Origin of the sequence: Gardnerella bretellae (assembly GCF_048545135.1) — a bacterium.
In the GTDB taxonomy this organism is placed as follows: domain Bacteria; phylum Actinomycetota; class Actinomycetes; order Actinomycetales; family Bifidobacteriaceae; genus Bifidobacterium; species Bifidobacterium greenwoodii.
The window spans coordinates 269,750-289,968 of sequence record NZ_JBKQXU010000003.1 but is presented as its reverse complement, the minus strand read 5'-3'; the positions used below and the strand labels follow the sequence as shown (position 1 = coordinate 289,968).

Here is a 20,219-nt window from a genome sequence, read left to right as displayed (position 1 = left end):
AAGATTTTAGCTACTTGTCTAGTATTACAAGCGCAAGAAGTCTGCCTTCATGCGATTTTCCAGCAAGTTGAGCGCGCCTATGCGAATACCACAGAGGATTTTCCAAAGTGCATATTGGGTTTTGCAAATTTTGCAAACGTTCCGGCAAAGATTCTCCTTCACCGTCTACTTCGCAAATTGTGCGCAATTCCTCATCTTCACGCAAATATTGCGTTGCAGCAGTAACTCGAGGCATTGCGTCAACAATATTTGCAACTCCTGCGAGAGCTAAGTCAATTCGAGCAGCCTCAGCAATATCAATGCCGATTCCGCCGAAACGAGTTTCTGTTACGGTTTGTGGGTAGCGTTTTTCAAAATCGAGCGCAATACTTTCGCCAACTTCGTAGCAGTTTCCGCAAATACATGGGCCTAAAACCGCATTTATTCGCGAGCGTTCAGCACCTTTTTTACACATTGCTTCAATAGCAGAATCAAGAACTCCAGCCATTAACCCTTTTCTTCCGCAATGCGCTGCTGCAATTACTCCAGCTTCGTCGTCCGCAAGTAGAACAGGCAAGCAGTCGGCTGCAAACATTCCCAAAGCAAGCGAGTAGGCTGTAGAAACTTGAGCATCTGATTCAATACGCAATTGAGAATCCGCAAAACCAGTTGCGTCGAATCCGTAAGGCGTATTCCATGAATCAACTACTGTATCCGCGTCAAAAACTTCATTTCCGTGCACTTGAGCAACTAAAGATAAGTCCGCTTGTAACGCACACTGTAATGCTGCGCGATTGCTTGTAACAGCTTCCTCACTATCTCCTGCACGACCACCTAAATTAAGCGAAGCAAATGAACCTTCAGAAATGCCACCCAATCTAGTAGTAAAAACTGCATGAGCGCGAGTTCCTAATGCAACTGGAATAGTTACAGGAATTGGCTTGCCTTCGTTATCTTCATGCGGCAGCGGCATGCCAGTTACGCTTGTTTGTTGCATATGTTACTTTCTTTCACCCTAAATAAGCCAATTCTTCATCGCTTAAGTTCAAATCTGAAGCTTTTAAGCTGTCGAGAATAGTTGCAGGCCTGTGCGCTCCTGGAATCACAAATACGTGCTCACCTTTTGCAAGCTCCCAAGCCAAAACTACCTGCTGGTAGCTTACGCCATGATTCTCGGCAACTTTGCGGAATGGATCGAAAAGATGCTCGTCATACGGATGACGGAATCCACCAAGAGGACTCCAGCAAACAAAAGCAATTCCAAGCTTTTCGCAATATTGCAAAGTATCCTCATTCTCTAAATGAACTGGAGAATATTGATTTTGCACTGCTACTAGCTTTTCTCCTAAAATATTGCGCGCAATATCGATTTGTTCCACAGAAGCGTTAGAAATTCCGATTTCTCGAGCAACTCCTTCATCAAGCAGCTGTTGCATTGCTTCAATGGATTCGTTGTATGGAACTTCTGGATCTGGCCTGTGGAAATAAAGCAAGTCAATAGTATCTACGCCAAGTGCCATAGCTGACTCTTTTGCGTGACGGATTAAATGCTCCGGCTTGCCATCCTTGCCCCACGTTGGGCGGCCATCCGTAAAGTTACGGAAATGACCTACTTTTGTTGCAACTAAAATAGAAGATTTATTGCCCTTCCAGCTTTCTAAAGCCTCACGAACAAGCTTTTCTCCAGTTTGCTCCTCACCACCAGAGCAGTAATACGCCCATGCGGTATCAATATGCGTACAGCCAGCATCAAGAGCTGCATGAATGGTTTCAATGCCCATGCTGTGTCCAAGATTGTTTTCGATTGTAAGCGGCATTTCACCAAAGCCAATGGCTGTTGTGTCAAACGACCCCAGTGTACGATGCATAACCATATTTACCTCTTATCTAAACAGTTTTAAAATGCCTCCAAATGCAAGCGCAATTTGAAGGCATTTCGTAAGTTATTAATTTATTTATTACCGATTAGCATTTACTTTTCGATAATTTTATGCGATTAATCTTCCTCAAATGGGTCAAAATCGCGGCGCACGCGACGACGAGGACGCTCGGTACGCTCTTCGCGAGCAGAACGATACTCATCATAGTGATCGTCATCTGCAGCGTAGCGAAGATTGCGATCGGAGCCACGGCGAGCTTCCGAATTGCGTCGGCTATTGCGCTCGTCGCGCTCTGCACGATCGTCACGATCTGCGCGATTGTCGCGATTGTCGCGCTCGTCACGCTCCTCGTAACGGTCATCGCGATGAGAAGACCTGCGCGGACGGTCATCAAAATCGCCGTCAGCGTAACGGTCGTCGCGCTCCGAACGATCTGCACGATCCGAACGACGATCATCTCGACGAGAATTGCGATCTTCGTAACGGTTGTCACGATCGGAATAGCGGCTGTCACGGCTGTCACGGTCGTCACGATCATCGCGATCATCACGCATGCGACGACGTGGACGATCATCTCTATCCGAACGATCACGGCTGTCGCGATCATCTCGACGGCCACGTCCACCGCGGTAATCATTACGAGAATCGCGATCGTCACGAGAACCGCGGCCGCGATTTTCGCGAGGAGCTGGAGCAGAAGATTCTTGATCTTCAAAACCTGGGATTGCCAAGGAAATCTTGCCGCGCTCATCTACGCTTTGAACGATAACCTCAACATTATCGCCTTCCTTAAGCACATCTTCCACAGTGTCAATTCGCTCACCATTAGCCAAGTTGCGAATTTGCGAAATGTGAAGCAAACCGTCAGTTCCAGGAGTCAAATTAACGAAAGCACCAAAGCTCGTAGTCTTCACAACCTTACCAGTGAAAGTTTCACCAGCCTTTGGAACGCGAGGATTTGCAATAGAATCAATGATTTCCTTTGCTTTCTGAGCAGCTTCGCCGCCTTCGGAAGCAATATAAACTGTACCATCATCTTCAATAGCAATCTCAGCACCAGTTTCTTCCTGAATTTGGTTAATCATCTTGCCCTTAGGGCCAATGACTTCGCCAATCTTATCAACAGGAATTGTGGTTGTAATAATGCGTGGAGCGAATGGGCTCATTTCTGCTGGGCAATCGATGCACTCGTTAATAACTTCAAGAATAGTTGCACGAGCTTCGTGAGCCTGCTGCAAAGCGGCAGCCAAAATGTCTGCAGGAATACCATCGAGCTTAGTGTCGAGCTGCAAAGCAGTAATGAACTCGGAAGTACCAGCAACCTTAAAGTCCATATCACCAAATGCATCTTCAGCACCGAGAATATCAGTCAAAGTCTTGAAGATATGCTTTCCATCAACATCTCCAGAAACCAAGCCCATAGCAATGCCAGCAACTGGAGCCTTCAAAGGAACGCCAGCAGCAAGAAGTGAAAGCGTAGAAGCACAAACGGAACCCATAGAAGTGGAACCGTTAGAACCAATAGCCTCAGAAACCTGACGAATAGCATATGGGAACTCTTCGCGGCCTGGCAAAACTGGAACCAAAGCCTTCTCTGCCAAAGCACCGTGGCCAATTTCGCGACGCTTTGGAGAGCCAACGCGGCCAGTTTCACCAGTGGAGTATGGAGGCATTTCGTAGTTGTGCATGTAGCGCTTAGTCTGTGGGCCAGAAAGCGCATCCACCTGCTGCTCCATCTTAAGCATGTTCAAAGTTGTTACGCCCAAAATCTGGGTTTCACCGCGCTGGAAGAGTGCAGAACCGTGAACGCGAGGCACAACATCAACTTCTGCAGAAAGTGTACGAATATCGCGCAAACCACGTCCATCAATTCGGTAATCTTCCGTCAAAATACGACGACGAACAATTTGACGCTGCAATTCTTTAAACGCGTTGCCGAGTTCCTTTTCTTTCTCAGCTTCGTCCATATCAGTGAATTCTTCTGCGATTGCAGCACGCACGCCTTCCTTAATTTCAGCGATGCGATCTTGACGAGGAAGCTTTTCTGCAATAGAAAGAGCCTCATCCAAGTCTTTGTGTGCGATTTCGTCAATACGCGCGTAAAGTTCGTCCGTATATTCTGGGAAGAGCTGGAATTCCTTGGTTTCCTTAGCTGCAATGCGCTTCAACTCATTTTGAGCGTCGCAAATAACCTTAATAAATGGCTTTGCAGCTTCCAAACCACCGGCTACAACTTCCTCATCCGGCTTAGTTTGACCTTCATTATAAATCAAATTCCAAGCGTTCTTGCCGGCGCCAGCCTCAATCATTGCAATAGCAACATCGCCGTTTTCAATCACTCGGCCAGCCACAACAATTTCAAATACTGCACGCTCACGTTCGCTCCAACGTGGGAAAGCAACCCACTGGCCGTCAATCAAAGCCAAACGAACACCAGAAACTGGGCCTTCAAATGGCAAACCAGAAATCATAGTAGATGCAGAAGCCGCGTTCAAAGCGATTACATCGTAAGCATCGTCAGGATTAATAGACAAAATAGTTTCCACAACCTGCACTTCGTTACGAAGAGTGTGTGGGAACAGTGGGCGCAATGGGCGGTCGATAATTCGGCATGCCAATGTTGCTTCGTTAGAAGGACGTCCTTCACGGCGGAAGAATGAACCTGGAATCTTTCCAGCGGCATACATCTTCTCTTCCACATCAACAGTAAGTGGGAAGAAGTCGTAATTTTCCTTCGGACTAGATCCTGCAGTCGTCGTCGACAAAATCATGGAATCGTCATCCAAGTAGGCAGCAACAGCACCGTCTGCCTGTTGTGCGAGTCGACCAGTTTCAAAGCGCAGCGTGCGCTTACCAAATGAACCATTATCAATAACGGCTTCTACAGCCTTAATTTCGGGACCCTCCACGGGTTCCTCCTTTTCTTAACTTACCTAATCAACCAACATGCGTAATAACATTGGCGACTTCGCGTTGTTATTATCCCTAACGATTTTTCGCAATCCTTCACGCCAATATTTCGTAGTGTTTTTTGTTTCGGTTACTTCAATCATCCGTATTTAGTTATGCTTCAATCTTAAATTATTTTAATCTTAAATTATTCTTCAATCTTTAGTTATGATTCAATTTTAAATTATGCTTTCAATTATGTATATACAAAAGCCCGAGCTTAAGCCCGGGCTAAAAGACTATCGACGCAAGCCGAGTCGTTCAATCAAAGAACGATAGCGATTGATGTCAACACGCTTCAAGTAATCTAGAAGACGACGACGATCACCAACCATGAGCAACAAGCCACGACGAGAATGATGATCGTGCTTATGCTCCTTCAAGTGCTCAGTGAGGTCAGAAATGCGCTTGCTAAGCAAAGCAACCTGCACTTCTGGGGAACCCGTGTCACCCTCGTGCGTCGCGTATTCGTTGATAATGTTCTTCTTATCTTCAGCCGTTAATGCCACGGCGTCCTCCTTAATATCACTGCGCGGTGCCACAACCTTCTGTTGTAGCGCTTGTGAATCCGCGGGCGTTACACGCCGAATTTCTATCATACAACCACTCGTCAACAAGTTGAACTACACATATGACATCTTTTAATCATATTCATAATTATGCGTCACATACATATCAGATATAGACAGTGCGTGATTAAACAATTCATATTTTGCTTTTGTAATGTTGCTCGTAGCGTTCTTAAATTTAAAATAATCAAAAAGCATTGTGGTTATCAGCGGTATGCCTTCGTCCGACAGCTTATCTTGACAATCATTACATGAAAGTGGAGCAGATTCTTGTATATTAGGTTCATGGCCAGGAGATTTTTTATGAGCAATTTCCAACGATTCTGTAATTGACCCATCAATATCAAGAGCATAATCCAAATCGTAATATTGTTGATAGTACGATTCTTTTGCGCCATTTAACATATTAAAAACGCATAGCCATACAATGATGTACACTGCCACGCATCGCAATACGATATACCAGCGCTTATTGTCTCGATTACTGTGAAATAAACCAATATGTAATTTCATATACACCTATATCTAAAAATCTTTTAGTAAAGACTCTGTAAACCAACCCAACGAGTCTTCCCACCATAATGTTTATTAGCCATTTTTACTGAAGTTGAAAAAGGCCAATCATGCCTATTCACAAACAATGCTTTTGCTATATCGCTTCATAATAAAGCCACTTTCTTTTAAAGAAGAGCGTATACATCACCCGGTATAGCACTAGATACGATTATCGTCAACAAGTTGTTATCGTTAATCAAAATTTGCCGTACAGAATATTACATTGCGGCCATAAAGCCACCAAATATCACAACTATAATTGCCAAAACTTCAACAGCGTAAAACATAATAAAAGATGCCCAGCTGCGAGTTAGTACATTTAGACGCGATTTTTTAGGAATAATAACAAGCAAACCAACGAATAATACAGCAAAAACGGCCACAGCAAATCCTGCAGAAATAATGCCAAGATTAGCTGCGTTAGCAAGCCCGGAAGCAGGACCATAAACTACGTAAGTTGAATACCAAAAACTCATACTTAACATACACAATCCCGCAATAAGCTGTTCAAAAGCTAGAAATACAACAAAAATAAATCTCCAAACCCAGCTACTTGATTCAATTAAAGCCATTGCAAGACTTGTAAAAGCAGCAACTGTAATAACCCAGGAAATAAAAACTACTCCTTGAGCAGACAGTCCTGCACAATGCGAAACAACCCACGACGTATATTGAACAGCAAGAGTGCGCCCAACCCAATACGGTAGAACAATTGCGAGCAATAATATTCCTAAATATATCCACCAACGCTTAGGATTCGCATGTTTACGCGAAAAATCGGCAATTGATAATTCTGTTTCAGGCAAATCTGAGCTTAAATACTCATCTGATACTTCTTTTACAGGCGCAGCATTTTTTGTGGGCGCGTCATTTTTTGCGGGAACATCATTTTTTGCAGGCGCAGCACTTGTAGAAGATGTTGGACGTCGTCTTACTTTTATTGGCGTAAAGCTTTTAGGACTCTCACTATGTTCATCGTTCAATGTCATAAGATAATTCTCCTGCCAATCTTTAGCATTCGCCCAATCCTTCGCAAGTTTAAGCACACCTGCGTAACAGTAATAATACTTTATCAATACTTTATTATTGTATTCAATAACTTGCGCAAGAAGTAGTGCACTTAACATGTTTGCCGTTTATGCCGACTGCTAGTCTCATTGTAAAGGCATGTTTTGCATGCGTTTTGCTTAAAAAGCGGCGTTTAGTCGCAAAAAATACGACGGGATATCATGGGATTTATTCATTTTATTGTCAACTTACTTAAGGATCCACGCTCCGCTATTGCAAGTTGGATTGCGATGGGTACAGCTCCAGCATTAGGTCTTATTTTTCTAATTATTTTTATTGAAACAGGCGTAGTATTCTTCCCATTTTTGCCGGGAGATTCCTTGCTTTTTGCGGCTGGTTTCTTTGCAGCTCCCGATGCTCAAACCGGTCACAGCGCACTGCCTCTTCCACTGTTGCTTGCGGTTGTTTGGCTAGCGCCTATTATTGGCGATCAGTGCAACTATTTTATTGGCCATTTCTTCGGCCGCAAGATTGTAGAATCCGGTAAAGTTAAGGCTCTTACTCCAGAGCGCGTTGCTAAAACCGAAGCAATGATTGAAAAATGGGGGCCTTTAGCCGTATTTTTGGGCAGATTCTTCCCATTTATTCGCACGTTCATGCCGTTTATTTCCGGCGTATCCGGAATGCGCTGGGTTCGTTTTACACCATTTTCTATTCTTGGCGGAATTATATGGTCCTCACTTTTCACGCTTCTTGGATACTTCTTTGGAAAGATTGATTTCGTACAGAAGAATTTTGAATTAGTGATTGTTGCCATTTTACTTATTTCACTTGTTCCAACTTTTATTGGCTTATACAAGGCACACAAAGCAAAAAAGGCATCTAAATAGACTGTACTTACGACACTCATGCACACTGCACTATAAGAAATATTGTTTTTATACAAGATTTGTAGTACAGTGTGCAGAGTCGTAAGACAATATATTTTTTAATTTTGGGGCTATAGCTCAGTTGGTAGAGCGCTTCGTTCGCATCGAAGAGGTCGTGGTTTCGATTACCATTAGCTCCACGAAGCCCACTGCATTCATTCCACCGCAGTGGGCTTTTTTATTCGCTTACCCCTATTGCGCACTTAATCATCTTCCTTACTACTTTTATGCTTTTTGTAGATTATTCCAGCTCCAAGAGCCACGCATAACAATGCCACAACGATTATTCCAACATACGCAAGCACTACTAGCAGATTTGACGAGCTTCTTCCACTTGTGTTTTTATCATTCAAATCGCTGCTCAAATCATCATTAGATACTCCATTAGAATCCGCTTTATTTGCATTATTTGCATTAGAATCTTGCACTTGAGAACTTGCTACATCATCATTTTTATTGTCTTTTTTGCTCCCATTTTTCTTCTTTTCTAATGCAGAAATCTTTTTTAAACTGTGTGAAATCTGCACAACTTTCACATTGTTGTATCTTAACTCTGTTATGTTTCCTGCATAATCTACAGCTTTTACAAGAACATCGTGTGCCACCCCATCAGGCTTCATTTTCAAAGACAGCACTGGCTTATTAGCCGACTTTCCTCGCCAAATATGCTTAGCTTTGCCGTCAACATTAAATGACACTAATTTCAAAGCCATATTATCTTTTGCACTAATTCTCACTAATTTTCCATCTTTTTCAGTTTTGTAAACTGAATTTTTACGCATATCAAATGCTGTTGCAAGAGGAGCAAGATGATCTACAGTAAATCGCAAAGACGCAGAAGATGCGCGTAGCGCTCCGTTAGACTCACCTGCTACTCGCTCGTTAGAGGAATGATTACCTGCTTTGTCTACGGAATTAATTAACACTCTGTAATTTGCGTTATCCGCAAAATTGCGTTGAAAAATAGTGTATGTTAAACGAGGCCAACCGCGATCTGTGCTTACAGCTACAGAAAAATCGTTTTTGCTTAAGTTTCTTTCAACGCCGTCTTGCACAACGCTTACTTTTGCAGGATGTGCCAAAGAGCTTGCATTAACTTCTTCAATACGAACATATTTCGCATGCTGCAACTGTTTGTTGTTCATTGCAGCAGTTGAACCATCTAATCTAAACGTTGATCCGGAGCTGTTAATAGAAAATTGCATACTTCCGTGAATCTCATGATTTACCACATCTTTTGCACTCCACTGCAACTGATAAATATCGTCATCGCTTGGACCGCTATAAAAAGCTTCGTACTGGACTTTTGCACTGTTATTACTAAATTTTGCAGAAGCCGGATTTACATTCTGACCACCGCGAACGCGATGCAGCCAGCACTTTACACTTTTTGGATTCAAATAATTATCACTAATAACAACCGTTGGTTTTACTCCACGAGAATAAGCTCCACCATTACTAACACCGGTAATTGAAACAGTTGGAATGCGAGTATCAATAACAAAATTGTCACTACGCGAAGAGCTGAAATTTCCCGACAAATCTTGAGCAGCATATTTAGCTTCCCAAAAAGCATCTTTATTAAACGAAATATCTGCATACCAAATATTTGGATGCAAACTGTCGTTTTTAAACTGTTGAGCAGTTAGATTAATAACTTGTTTTCCGTTCGCTTTAACAGTTGCTATTGGCGAAGAGTCTCTAAGAAGATAAGAAAAAGCAAAAGAATCATCGTCTATTATTACCCTAGCTGAACGATTCGCCTTAAAATATTTACCTCCGTAAACAGTATTGTTGTCGTAAGTAACTTTTAAACGCGGCTCAGTATTATCAATAACCACAAAGCGTGCAGAGTCTAGCATATTGCTACTTTGCGTTGAATCCGAAATATTTACAGCTAAAGCAGGAATATTTAGTATTGGCTCTTTAAAATTCATTTTATTTGTAGAAGATTTTGCTACGCGAGTAACACTAGACGCCTTATTTTCGTTCTTTTTATTTGCATTACTACCGCCCCATATGCGATGCGGCCGAATTGCTACGGGCGCAATTCGCACTGAAACGTCGCGCAAATCGTAAATTCCGCGACTTTTCAACTCAACTTTTACTACTCCTACCGGGATAGGGCGTAGTTGGTAGCGGAAATTAACTAAAGACGACAATACTTCTGTTTTAGCCAACTCAGCTTTAGAATTAGCAACTTTGTACCGTCCAATATTTACATAAACTTTGTGAATACGCTTTATTGTTGACGCATCCATTCCGTCAACCGTAACAACTAGCAAAACTGGACGCTTAGTAAACATGTACTTAGCTTTAGAGCGAACTGTTCGCTGGTTTGGCATAACAGAAATATGCCGTATGTGCAAATTGCGATCAGTGTTGACATTCTGCGTTTTTACATGGTTTTCTGTTGTTACACTAATATTCTTTGTTTGAGCGTAGGAAGCATTAATCGGCAGCAATACTGCAACAATGCTCATAAAGAAAAATGCAGAGATGCAAACACCTGCAATAAATCTTGCTAAAGGTCTTTTAATAAGTTTATTAAAAGACATCTCTGCCTTCCCCCACAAAGAATGTTTCACCTTAGCAAACCCTTCTCGATTTTGCTGTTTCATATATTCCCCCTTTTGTTAATCCCTTATTTGTTTTATTTTGTTATTACTTTGCTGTTACTTTGTTCTACTTTTATTACCTTTTATTAATTTTTATTACTTAAATTATTTTTCTGAAAAAATTGAGTTGATTTCATCTTGAATTTGACGCACACTATCAAGCGCAGCTTTTTGCCTTTTTGCAACATCATCATTCGAAGCATGTGCCTGATCAAGAAGATTTTTCGCATCATCACATAACTGTTGAACTTCTTGCTTACTAAAACCACTTCCGCGCAACATCCGCATCCAAGAATGTAAGGATTGCAGCACCAATTCACCAGTATCAATGCGAAGTATGTTCACATTATTCTGCTTCGATATTTTTATAAGATTCAGCAAATAGTTCACATACTGTTTATACGTTTCTTCATTTGGAGCATCTGTACTAACATCAACAAGACGAGCGTAGCAATCAGAAATAGCAACATAAGCCTTAAACATACTTGCTTTATTACTTGCTTCCTTGTGTGCTTCGTGCACTTGATTTTTCACTAAAGCTGATTTGGAAGCTGCCAATGCGTCAACAAACCAAGCCCTCGCCACTCGCATGCGCGAAAGCCTTTCCGTATTCGCAACTTTCCCAGAAAATCCTGCAAAATAGTACCAATACGCTTTACCAATATCGCCAGAAATACTTGCCCAATCGTTGCTATTTGAACGCAGCTGATGATCATACTTACTTATTAAGCTCATAAAATCGCGCTCCTCAACCGCACTCCACTGCTGATCTGCAAGTTGCGAGCGCAGCAAAACGCGCAAAGGTCTAAAAGACATTTGCCGAACGTAATGCTTTTGCAACATACTATTTTGGATTTTCATAGCGCGCGAAATATAGCGTTTAGCAAAATCGGAGCTACTTTCACGTTCTGCCATACGTATTAGAGAATCGTAATCTGCTTTATTTTTCTTTATTAATTTCAGGCGACTTATTTTCTCTTCTACACTTAAAGTTTTGTTCGTAGGCTTAACCGCTGCATTGCTGCTAAAAATAGGCAGGCAGTTGAATAATACGACCACAAAAAATAGCAGCAATGCAGATAAGCCTGCAGTTTTTACAGGAGTGCTAATCTGCAGGCTACGCTTTCGTCTCTTTATAGAAGATTCTCGACTTTTTCGCCTGCTAATAACAGAATTTTTATTATTTAATGAACTTCTATTGCTGCTTAATCCGCATGACTCTAGCGCAGAAAGCATCTCTTCGCAATCTTTATACCTGTGGGAAGGGTTAGAAGTAGTTGCCAGTGCAATAACAGATACTAGATTCTCAAACAATTCGCGATTTTCGCTACTTACAGTTACAGCTTGCAGACCTGCTTTAGAAGCATCGCTAGGAAATAACGCGTATCTCAATGTCATTCCAAGAGCATAAACGTCACTAGCAGGAGTTATTTCCTCACTACCATCTAAAACTTCAGGCGCTGAAAAACGTGGAGTTGCAAAACGCAAATCCGATTTCTCAAAACCTCTCATACTAGCAGATTGAAAATCAACAGATCCTTCGCGAGTATACAATTTGCTTGCGGCACCAAAGTCAATTAGACGAACTGTTCCGTCTTGCGAAATAATAACGTTTGAAGGTTTAAGATCACCATAAATAATTGGAGGATAATGCGAGTGCAAGTAAGCTAAAACCGAGCATAATTGCACTCCCCAGTTTTTAACCGTTGCAGGGTTTTGTAAACCTTCTTCGTCAACAATTGATTTAAGGGAACGTCCTTTTACATAATCTCGTACGGCATAAGCTCGACCATTTTCTTCAAAAAAATCGACGATTCTAGGTATTGCAGGGTGATCGCACTCTTTTAATACATCAACTTCAGCACGTAAAGATTGGACTATATTTTTGCGATACGATTCGTCACCTTGAAGCAAGGTTTCTTTTACAGCCCACTGTTTGTGCAGCACGGTATCAACCGCAAGAAATACGGTTGAAGTACCACCGCAACCCAGCTCTCCTAGTAACTGGTATCGCCCTCCTACACAAACCATCGTTAAGCCTCGCAATCTAAATAATGTAAATTGCTCGGCAAAATTTGGTTAATTTACTGAGCAATTAAATTACAATTGCGACTACTGTATCGATAATTTCGTGCATAAAAAAGCTTTTTTACCTATTGTGGTTAAAAGCTTAGAATCCTACAAAATACTTGGATTAATTAGTCAATATCCGCGCCAAGTGCAAGAAGTTTTCCGCGAAAATCAGCGTAACCGCGATCAATTAGCGAAATACCGCGAACATTAGATGGACCTTTAGCAGTAAGAGCTGCAATCAAGTGACTAAAACCGCCTCGCAAATCCGGAACGTCAATATCTTGACCGGTTAAAGGAGTAGGTCCAAAAATCACGGCAGAATGCTTGTAATTGCGCTGCTGGAAGCGGCAAGGAAGAGAACCCAAGCACTCACGATACAGCTGAACCATAGCACCCATTTGGACAAGAGGCTTAGTGAAACCAAAACGATTCTCGTAAACCGTTTCATGCACAATACTCAAGCCCTTCGCCTGAGTAAGCGCAACAACAAGCGGCTGCTGCCAATCCGTCATAAAACCAGGATGCACGTCGGTTTCAATAGCAACAGGATGCAAATCTCCACCCGGATGCCAGAATCTAATACCTTTATCCGTAACGTCGAATTGTCCGCCAACTTTGCGGAACACGTTTAAGAAAGTCATCATTTCCGGCTGAGTTGCGCCCTTAATAAACACGTCTCCGTGAGTAGCAAGAGCCGCCGAAGCCCAAGAAGCAGCTTCAATTCGATCGGTTAGTGAAGTATGCGTATAGCCTTGTAATTCTTTTACGCCTTCAATTCGGAAAGTACGGTCAACGTCTACAGAAATAATCGCACCCATTTTTTGCAAAACAGCTACCAAATCCATAATTTCAGGCTCAATTGCAGCACCCGAAAGCTCAGTTCGACCTTCTGCAAGAACTGCTGCAAGTAAAGTCTGCTCCGTTGCTCCAACAGAAGGATACGGCAGATGAATTTTAGTACCGTGCAAACCGTTAGGTGCAGTAATATGAATGCCATCCTCGTGATCTTTATCTACATTTGCACCAAGCTTTCGCAAGGTTTCAAGATGGAAATCAATTGGGCGACCGCCAATATTACAGCCTCCAAGCGCTGGAATAAACGCTTCTCCAAGACGATGAAGAAGAGGACCAGAGAAAAGAATAGGAATACGCGAAGAGCCGGAAAGAGTATCGACGTCTGCAACATCTGCGAGCTGCACTTTTGTTGCGTCGATTGTAACGATTCCTTCCGGACCATTTACGTCTACAGAAACACCATGCAAACGCAATAAATCTGAAACAACATGCACGTCACGAATTTCTGGAACATTTTTAAGCACAGACTTTCCAGGTGCTAAAAGAGCAGCAACCATTGCCTTGCTTACAAAATTCTTCGCACCACGCACTTTAATAGTGCCATTAAGCGGCTTACCACCTTCTACATGCAACACGTCTGCAGCATCAATGCCACTATTGTTGTTCTGTTCAGCCGTATTATGTGCGGACACGTTTACCTCTTTCGTTCGCGCTAAAAAACTATTAACTATCATACCGGCATACTTGCCAACGCGCTCAGATATATTGCTTAATAAAATACTAACTCCGCTAAACTCGCATTTTAATGGGTTTGATGCTGACGCCATCTGCGAATTAACTTAGTTAGCAATGATGGTTTTCGCAATAAATCAACCTCAGGTAAATCATGCTCAGATTCTGCGGTAAGACCATACGTATAAGCCTTTTTAGTTGATGGTTTGCCAACAAGATTGCCAAATTCCAGCATTTGCGTGCGCGGTTCAAATGGGTGACGAATATCAAATTCAAGCAAACGTACACCACGCTTTGCAGGCTCCGGGCCGTATGAACTAAATCCACAAGTAGGAGTTGCAATAAGAAGCATATTCTTTTCAGGCTCTTTACCAGCAAAAGCATTTAGATGATCGTGACCAGCAACAACAGCAAACGCGCCAACTTTAGCTAAAAGCGCAAACTCGCCGCTGTCAACATCTGGGCAACTAATACCCTCTCCCAAATAGCCGTCCGGAAGAACACGATTCTCGTCAAGAGCGTAGTAACGTCCAGAAAAAGTACGATACCCTTCAATTGCGCTTTCTTGTGCAGCAGAATCTTTAGAAACCTCACGAAGAACACGATAATACTGTTGCAACGGAAAATGCTGAAACACGAAGAAACGAGGCGGCAAAGAATCCGGAAGCTTTTCTACAAAATTAAGAGCCTTTTTAGAAGGCTGGCCGTAGCCGCCCGATTGAGAATAATCTCCTGAATCTATTAAAACAATTGAAAAAACAACATTTTCTTGACTTTCGTCCATAACTGGAAGAGCGAAAGTACCAGGCTCACAAGGCAATATAATCTGCTTGTGTAAAATACAATTCGTTGACTGCATTGCGCTTGATGAAGACGTATAGTTAGAAACACGATTCATGCAGCAAGAAAATTCACGATACAGTGAGTCAAGCTCCTCGTTACTTAATCCACACTGAAAATCATGATTACCATATGTTACAACCCATGGAATTTTGCGCTTTTCCAATGGTTCAACTAAGCGAGATATTCCGTTTTTAACCTGCTGAAGTAGCTGCTTCCTATCAAAGTCAGACATATTTTCAGACTTCTGCCAACGTCTGCGCGTAAAAGTGCTCGAAAAAACTTTTTCGTAGCCAGCAATCTGATTACCTGTAAACACAACCAAATCGGGACGCACGGCGCCGCAAGCAGATTCAATTAGTCGAATAGTATCCGACGACACTTTAGGAACATCTTGAACATCTGCACATTGAAGTACGCGAAACTTACCAGAAAGATGGAACTGTAAGCGTCCCAATCGCGCTGAAATTGATAAAGGAAGCTCTGCGTTTGCAGTAACTTCAGATTGTGCAGAATCACTCATACTTTAAGCATACGGCAGATACGAAACGACTCACTAAATTTTTTGCAGTGTTTTCAAAAATTCGCTAATTCTTGTAAAAATCGGTTTGCTTGCAAAATGATTGAGATTAGCAAAACTCGTTGATCCAACGAAAAAACAGGTGCAAACTGGTGAAGAATGGGTGGAAATCAGCAAAAATCAGCAAAAATCAGCAAAATAGTTACAAATTCACAGGAAACTTACAGGCAATCGCATTATTGCACTCAGCATAATGTGTTTATTATAGATACATCAAAAGGAAAACGAACTACAAACAAGTAGTTACGAAACCTTAAAGAACTTAACCTCTCTTCTTCTCTTTTCTCTAACCCCGGTCACGCGCCGGGGTTTTTGATTTTTAAACGTATGTGATTTTTAAACGTATGATTCTCAGAAATTTATATAGATAACAAAAAAGCCCTCGTTCTACGAGAGCTATTCGCTGGGGTACCTGGACTCGAACCAAGAATGGATGAACCAGAATCACCTGTGTTGCCAATTACACCATACCCCAATTGGCAGGCTTCGCGGCTCTTGGAACCGTTCCGTCTTCGTACCCCCGACCGGATTTGAACCGGTGTTGGCGCCGTGAGAGGGCGTAGTCCTAGGCCGCTAGACGACGGGGGCTTTCATTTATCGCTACGCCTCTTGACGCAACAAATAGCGACTTTACAACATAAAGCAAATACATGCAACCGCGGCGTGTCGAAAATATATTAAAACATAAAACAAATAAAAAGGCGGAAACGTAGCAATAGTGCCACACTCCCGCCTTATTAAAATTTTATTTGCGATTATAAATTATTTGTGATTTACAAATGCTCACGCAATCCAGCCAAACGCGCCAGAGTCATGTCCTTGCCCACAATTTCCATGGACTCAAACAGTGGAGGCGAAACGCGACGGCCAGAAAGAGCAACTCGCACAGGGCCAAACGCCAAGCGCGGCTTGTAACCAGCTTCCTCAACAAGCTTCTTGTTCAAAAGCTCATGCAAGGAATCAGTATGCCAATCAGAAGCATCAACGTCCTTCAAGGCAGCGAGCGCAGCGTCAAGAACCTCGCCTGCAGATTCCTTAAGCTGCTTACGAGCGTCGTCATCTGGAGCAATGTAGCCATCTTCACTAAGAAGGCTTCCAACCATTCCAGCAACCTCACCAAGCAAACGCACGCGAGGCTGAACAAGAGGAGCTGCAGCAGTTAGCACTTCACGCTCGCGGTCAGTTAAGGCATCCCAATTATCCGCACTAACTACGCCATCCTTATGCAAGTAAGGCACGGAACGGTTCAAGAAATCTTGAGGATCAAGCATACGAATATGCTCAGCGTTAATCGAAATTGCTTTATCCAAGTCAAAGTGTGCAGGATTTGCTTTAACGTCTCGCACATCAAACTTTTCAATCATTTCGTCCATAGTGAACACGTCACGATCAGGAGCGATCGACCAGCCAAGCAAAGCCAAGTAGTTCAGCAAGCCTTCTGGAATAAAGCCGTTATCTCTATGCAAGAACAAGTTGGACTCAGGGTCTCGCTTAGAAAGCTTCTTCTTACCTTCGCCCATAACATAAGGCATGTGTCCGTAAAGCGGAGTTTCCTTAGCAATACCCATTTCCATAAGGTAACGGTAAAGCACAATCTGGCGAGGTGTGGAGCTAAGAATATCCTCACCGCGCAAAACCACGTTCACATCCATTAAAGCATCGTCAACAGGGTTCGTAAGCGTGTAAAGCGGGTCGCCATTCGGGCGCACAATCACATAATCTGGAACAGAACCAGCCTTAAAAGTGATTTCGCCACGAATTAAATCGTTAAAAGTAATGTCTTCATTTGGCATCTTCAAACGAAGCGCAGGCTTACGGCCTTCGTCGCGGAAAGCTTGCTTCTGCTCTTCAGTAAGATTGCGATCGTAGCCATCGTAGCCAAACTCAGCTGGACGACCAGCAGCAATATTACGCTCCTTAATTTCTTCAGGAGTAGAGAAGGATTCGTAAGCGTATCCTGCTTCAAAAAGCTTTTGTGCTACGTCTTTATAAATTTCCATGCGCTGGGACTGGCGGTATGGACCATTATCTCCACCAACATCAATACCCTCGTCCCAATCAATATTTAGCCAACGAAGAGCCTCAATAATCTGCTGGTAGCTTTCCTCACTATCGCGCTCATTATCGGTATCTTCAATACGGAACAGCAACTTGCCGTGAGTATGGCGAGCCTCTGCCCAATTAAACAGCGCAGTACGAACCATACCCACGTGAGGTGTGCCGGTTGGCGAAGGGCAAAAACGCACACGAACATTCTTTGGAAGTTCAGGCTTTTCGGATTTTGCTGCAACTTGCGCAGCGTTTTGAGTTTCCTCTGTATCAGTCATAAGTTCCATTGTGCCGCGCGTTACGGACGGATTACATCAGTCCAAAGCTTGCGTAGATTCCTTATTTCCTTCTACATGCGCAAATTTTGCTGCTAACGCTTCGCGAGACTTTCTATCGTCCTCTTCTTTCGCAAGCTTCTTCGCAACTTCTGGATCCCACAACACATCTTCACGATGCTTTTGCCATTCCGCAGCTAACAAAGGCGACGCAAAATTAATTAAAGCGCTAATACTATTTTCGTTACTTTTGTTACTTTCGTTACTTTCGTTGCAGTCTACTTGCGAATTGCGCACGTAATCAACAAGCTCGCACCACTGAGTATCTTTAAACATCATGCGAGGCACTCCAGCACACTCGCATACTTCGTTAATATAAAGGAAAACCGGTAAAGTTTCTTTAATATCACTAGTTTTTGCAACTAGCTTGATAAGAATACACAAAACCAGCATAATTTTTTGCGACTCTACAGATTCCATGTATTTAGAAGATTGCTTTTTTGCGTATTCGATAGCGTTTTGCAAATCTTCAGCAACCCAATTTCCTTGCACTCCCAGCATATCTGCAGCGCTATTAATTGCATCAGCATCCGCAGAAGAGTGATAGGCAAGTTTATTAAAAATAGTTTCTATATTATTGACGTTATTATTGACGTCGTTTTCTAAAATTTCCGCTTCCGCTTCATCGTAATTAGGCTCGTAGCACGAATCCATTTCATCGTAGGCGTCCGCAGCCGCGAGCAAAGCGTCAACAATTTCTTGAGGTCTGCCCGGAATTTCATCCGCACCTTCGTACACAAATTCAGCATCCGGCACAGTAACGTCAAGATTCGTAAGCATTCGCGCTATTGCTCGCATTGAGCGCACTTCCAGATTTTCCGCGTATTTTGCGTCGTTATCTAAGTGTCGCGCTTCTGTTAACGGCCACAATGCGGTCAAATTTGCGGCAGATTGAGCTGCGTTCTTTAGATTTTCCGCGCTTTCATTTTTTGCGGTTTCAACTTCCGCGCTTTCAAAAGAATCTACCATCGAACGTCCCTTTACCTTCATCGCTTACTTACAATTCCTTTATATTACTTAACGTTTGCTGCAGGATCTACATACGTAATAGAAAGTACGCGCAAAGTCTTGCAATCGTAAGTAATAGAAGTAATTGACGCCAACGCCGTGTGGCGAAGAAGCATATTGTGCTCAGCATGGCCAGTTTCCAGCAGATGGCGGTAAGACCAAATCGGCGACTCATGCGTTACAGCCACAATTTGCTCGCCAGGATGCTTACGAACCTGCTCGCGCGCAAAATCACCAACACGAGTAGCAATACTGCGGTAGCTTTCTCCCCAACTTGGCTTCCACAAATTCGCAACAAGCTTCCAATTATTGTTTTTCCACAATGCACCTTCACCATAGCCGATGCGTTTTCCGCGGAAATTATTACCAGCTTCAATCAAGCGCTTATCTAAAATAATGTCGCTTTCATGAGATTGCACAGAAGATTGCACAGAAGATTGCACAGAATCCTCACCGCAGTGCGCTTTTACATAGCAAGAATCAGGAACAGCACGCAAAGCATCCTCGATTTCGCGCGCTGTTTCGCGAGTGCGATCAAGAGGAGACGAGTAGATTGCGCTAATCCCACGCATTTGCGGCACAGTTGCAATATATTGCGCAGTAGCTCTTGCCATTCGCACGCCTCGCACAGAAAGATGGAATCCCGGCAGACGCTCGTACAGCACATGATTCGGATTATCAACTTCCCCGTGACGCACAAAATGAATTGTTGTAGCCGGCATTACTAACTCCTACTTTTACTTCCAACCTTTTGGCGTATGATTCAGCGACCACTCACCCAACTTATGCGCAAAAGTATTGTCTTTAGCGGCATCATAACCAGGTTTTTGCGACTTTGTATCGTCTAAAAGCCACTTTCTAATAACAAAATTCCATATAGCTACAACTACTGTTGCAATAAGCTTGCCAATGTTTGTGCGAAGCATGTAAATTGCAGTGCCGCGCAAAGTTTGTGCCATTCCAAAAGTGCTAGCCCAAATAATCGCGTCGTTAATAAGCAAGCCAATAACCGCGGAAATAACGAAAATCAGCAATTCCAGCCAACGAGCCATGTCTTCGCGGTGCTTAAACACGTATTTCATGCTGGCAATGTAGTTAAAAATAAGCGAAATAATAAACGAAATAGTGCCTGCAGCAACATTATTTAAGTGCACAAGAAGCAACAAATTCAGAAGCGCAACATCAATAATAAGCGCGATAATTCCTACAATTCCGAATTTAACAACCTGTTCAATAAGCTTTTTCATATATTCCATTAAACACGCGACGGCTAACAATTAACATATAATTGTTACGTAATAAAACTTACTAAATTTAGCA

15 protein-coding genes and 3 tRNA genes are annotated in these 20,219 nt (G+C 42.7%); 2 read left to right on the top strand and 16 right to left on the bottom strand.

Going from position 1 to position 20,219, the window contains the following annotated elements; translation table 11 throughout:
- Positions 1–10 precede the first annotated feature (10 nt).
- The 6 genes from ACJV7B_RS03960 to ACJV7B_RS03935 all read right to left on the bottom strand — a co-directional run bounded on the left by ACJV7B_RS03960 (position 11) and on the right by ACJV7B_RS03935 (position 6,921).
- The gene (locus tag ACJV7B_RS03960; protein WP_419389012.1) at positions 11–976 is read right to left on the bottom strand and encodes a purine nucleoside phosphorylase YfiH/LACC1 family protein; all 966 of its coding nucleotides are present in this window, start codon (positions 974–976) and stop codon (positions 11–13) included.
- Positions 977–989: 13 nt separating this feature from the next.
- The gene (locus tag ACJV7B_RS03955) at positions 990–1,853 is read right to left on the bottom strand and encodes an aldo/keto reductase (RefSeq protein WP_004135784.1); all 864 of its coding nucleotides are present in this window, start codon (positions 1,851–1,853) and stop codon (positions 990–992) included.
- A 122-nt stretch (positions 1,854–1,975) separates the two neighbouring features.
- Entirely contained in the window at positions 1,976–4,768 is a 2,793-nt protein-coding gene (locus ACJV7B_RS03950) for a polyribonucleotide nucleotidyltransferase (RefSeq protein ID WP_004135786.1), read from the bottom strand.
- 279 nt (positions 4,769–5,047) lie between these two features.
- On the bottom strand, positions 5,048–5,317 hold the full coding sequence (rpsO, locus tag ACJV7B_RS03945; RefSeq protein WP_375169118.1) for a 30S ribosomal protein S15: 270 nt from the start codon (positions 5,315–5,317) through the stop codon (positions 5,048–5,050).
- Positions 5,318–5,449: 132 nt separating this feature from the next.
- A complete protein-coding gene (locus tag ACJV7B_RS03940) occupies positions 5,450–5,821 on the bottom strand; it encodes a hypothetical protein (RefSeq protein WP_419389011.1) in 372 nt (123 codons plus the stop codon).
- Positions 5,822–6,150: 329 nt separating this feature from the next.
- Entirely contained in the window at positions 6,151–6,921 is a 771-nt protein-coding gene (locus ACJV7B_RS03935) for a hydrolase (RefSeq protein ID WP_419389025.1), read from the bottom strand.
- A 240-nt stretch (positions 6,922–7,161) separates the two neighbouring features.
- Between ACJV7B_RS03935 and ACJV7B_RS03930 the strand changes: the two genes are divergently transcribed.
- Together ACJV7B_RS03930 and ACJV7B_RS03925 are read left to right on the top strand one after the other, a co-directional pair.
- A complete protein-coding gene (locus ACJV7B_RS03930) occupies positions 7,162–7,830 on the top strand; it encodes a DedA family protein (protein WP_004129588.1) in 669 nt (222 codons plus the stop codon).
- Between the two features lie 106 nt (positions 7,831–7,936).
- Positions 7,937–8,009, top strand: a tRNA-Ala gene (locus tag ACJV7B_RS03925).
- Positions 8,010–8,072: 63 nt separating this feature from the next.
- On the opposite strand, the gene ACJV7B_RS03920 is transcribed toward ACJV7B_RS03925, so the two are convergent.
- The 10 genes from ACJV7B_RS03920 to ACJV7B_RS03875 form a co-directional block, all read right to left on the bottom strand.
- A complete protein-coding gene (locus tag ACJV7B_RS03920; RefSeq protein ID WP_419389010.1) occupies positions 8,073–10,490 on the bottom strand; it encodes a hypothetical protein in 2,418 nt (805 codons plus the stop codon).
- Between the two features lie 102 nt (positions 10,491–10,592).
- Positions 10,593–12,518, bottom strand: coding sequence for a serine/threonine protein kinase (locus ACJV7B_RS03915; RefSeq protein ID WP_419389009.1), 1,926 nt, complete (start codon positions 12,516–12,518; stop codon positions 10,593–10,595).
- 167 nt (positions 12,519–12,685) lie between these two features.
- On the bottom strand, positions 12,686–14,047 hold the full coding sequence (murA, locus tag ACJV7B_RS03910) for a UDP-N-acetylglucosamine 1-carboxyvinyltransferase (protein WP_050543282.1): 1,362 nt from the start codon (positions 14,045–14,047) through the stop codon (positions 12,686–12,688).
- 110 nt (positions 14,048–14,157) lie between these two features.
- On the bottom strand, positions 14,158–15,450 hold the full coding sequence (locus ACJV7B_RS03905; protein ID WP_419389008.1) for a metallophosphoesterase: 1,293 nt from the start codon (positions 15,448–15,450) through the stop codon (positions 14,158–14,160).
- A gap of 460 nt (positions 15,451–15,910) precedes the next feature.
- A tRNA-Gln gene (locus ACJV7B_RS03900) sits at positions 15,911–15,982 on the bottom strand.
- A gap of 40 nt (positions 15,983–16,022) precedes the next feature.
- A tRNA-Glu gene (locus ACJV7B_RS03895) sits at positions 16,023–16,095 on the bottom strand.
- Between the two features lie 185 nt (positions 16,096–16,280).
- Positions 16,281–17,843 carry a glutamate--tRNA ligase gene (gene gltX, locus ACJV7B_RS03890; RefSeq protein WP_419389007.1) on the bottom strand — a complete coding sequence of 521 codons (1,563 nt, stop codon included), beginning with the start codon at positions 17,841–17,843 and terminating at the stop codon, positions 16,281–16,283.
- 27 nt (positions 17,844–17,870) lie between these two features.
- A complete protein-coding gene (locus ACJV7B_RS03885; protein ID WP_419389006.1) occupies positions 17,871–18,860 on the bottom strand; it encodes a hypothetical protein in 990 nt (329 codons plus the stop codon).
- A 44-nt stretch (positions 18,861–18,904) separates the two neighbouring features.
- Positions 18,905–19,621, bottom strand: a complete 717-nt coding sequence (locus ACJV7B_RS03880; RefSeq protein WP_419389005.1) for a histidine phosphatase family protein — start codon at positions 19,619–19,621, stop codon at positions 18,905–18,907.
- Between the two features lie 15 nt (positions 19,622–19,636).
- Complete coding sequence (locus tag ACJV7B_RS03875) at positions 19,637–20,146, bottom strand: GtrA family protein (protein ID WP_419389024.1); 510 nt, start codon at positions 20,144–20,146, stop codon at positions 19,637–19,639.
- Positions 20,147–20,219 lie beyond the last annotated feature (73 nt).

Coding starts and splice junctions, on each gene's coding strand:
- ACJV7B_RS03960 (WP_419389012.1), bottom strand. CDS start 976: ATGCAACAAACAAGCGTAACTGGCATGCCGCTGCCGCATGAAGATAAC.
- ACJV7B_RS03955 (WP_004135784.1), bottom strand. CDS start 1,853: ATGGTTATGCATCGTACACTGGGGTCGTTTGACACAACAGCCATTGGC.
- ACJV7B_RS03935 (WP_419389025.1), bottom strand. CDS start 6,921: ATGACATTGAACGATGAACATAGTGAGAGTCCTAAAAGCTTTACGCCA.
- ACJV7B_RS03930 (WP_004129588.1), top strand. CDS start 7,162: ATGGGATTTATTCATTTTATTGTCAACTTACTTAAGGATCCACGCTCC.
- ACJV7B_RS03920 (WP_419389010.1), bottom strand. CDS start 10,490: ATGAAACAGCAAAATCGAGAAGGGTTTGCTAAGGTGAAACATTCTTTG.
- ACJV7B_RS03915 (WP_419389009.1), bottom strand. CDS start 12,518: ATGGTTTGTGTAGGAGGGCGATACCAGTTACTAGGAGAGCTGGGTTGC.
- ACJV7B_RS03905 (WP_419389008.1), bottom strand. CDS start 15,450: ATGAGTGATTCTGCACAATCTGAAGTTACTGCAAACGCAGAGCTTCCT.
- gltX (WP_419389007.1), bottom strand. CDS start 17,843: ATGGAACTTATGACTGATACAGAGGAAACTCAAAACGCTGCGCAAGTT.
- ACJV7B_RS03885 (WP_419389006.1), bottom strand. CDS start 18,860: ATGGTAGATTCTTTTGAAAGCGCGGAAGTTGAAACCGCAAAAAATGAA.
- ACJV7B_RS03880 (WP_419389005.1), bottom strand. CDS start 19,621: ATGCCGGCTACAACAATTCATTTTGTGCGTCACGGGGAAGTTGATAAT.
- ACJV7B_RS03875 (WP_419389024.1), bottom strand. CDS start 20,146: ATGAAAAAGCTTATTGAACAGGTTGTTAAATTCGGAATTGTAGGAATT.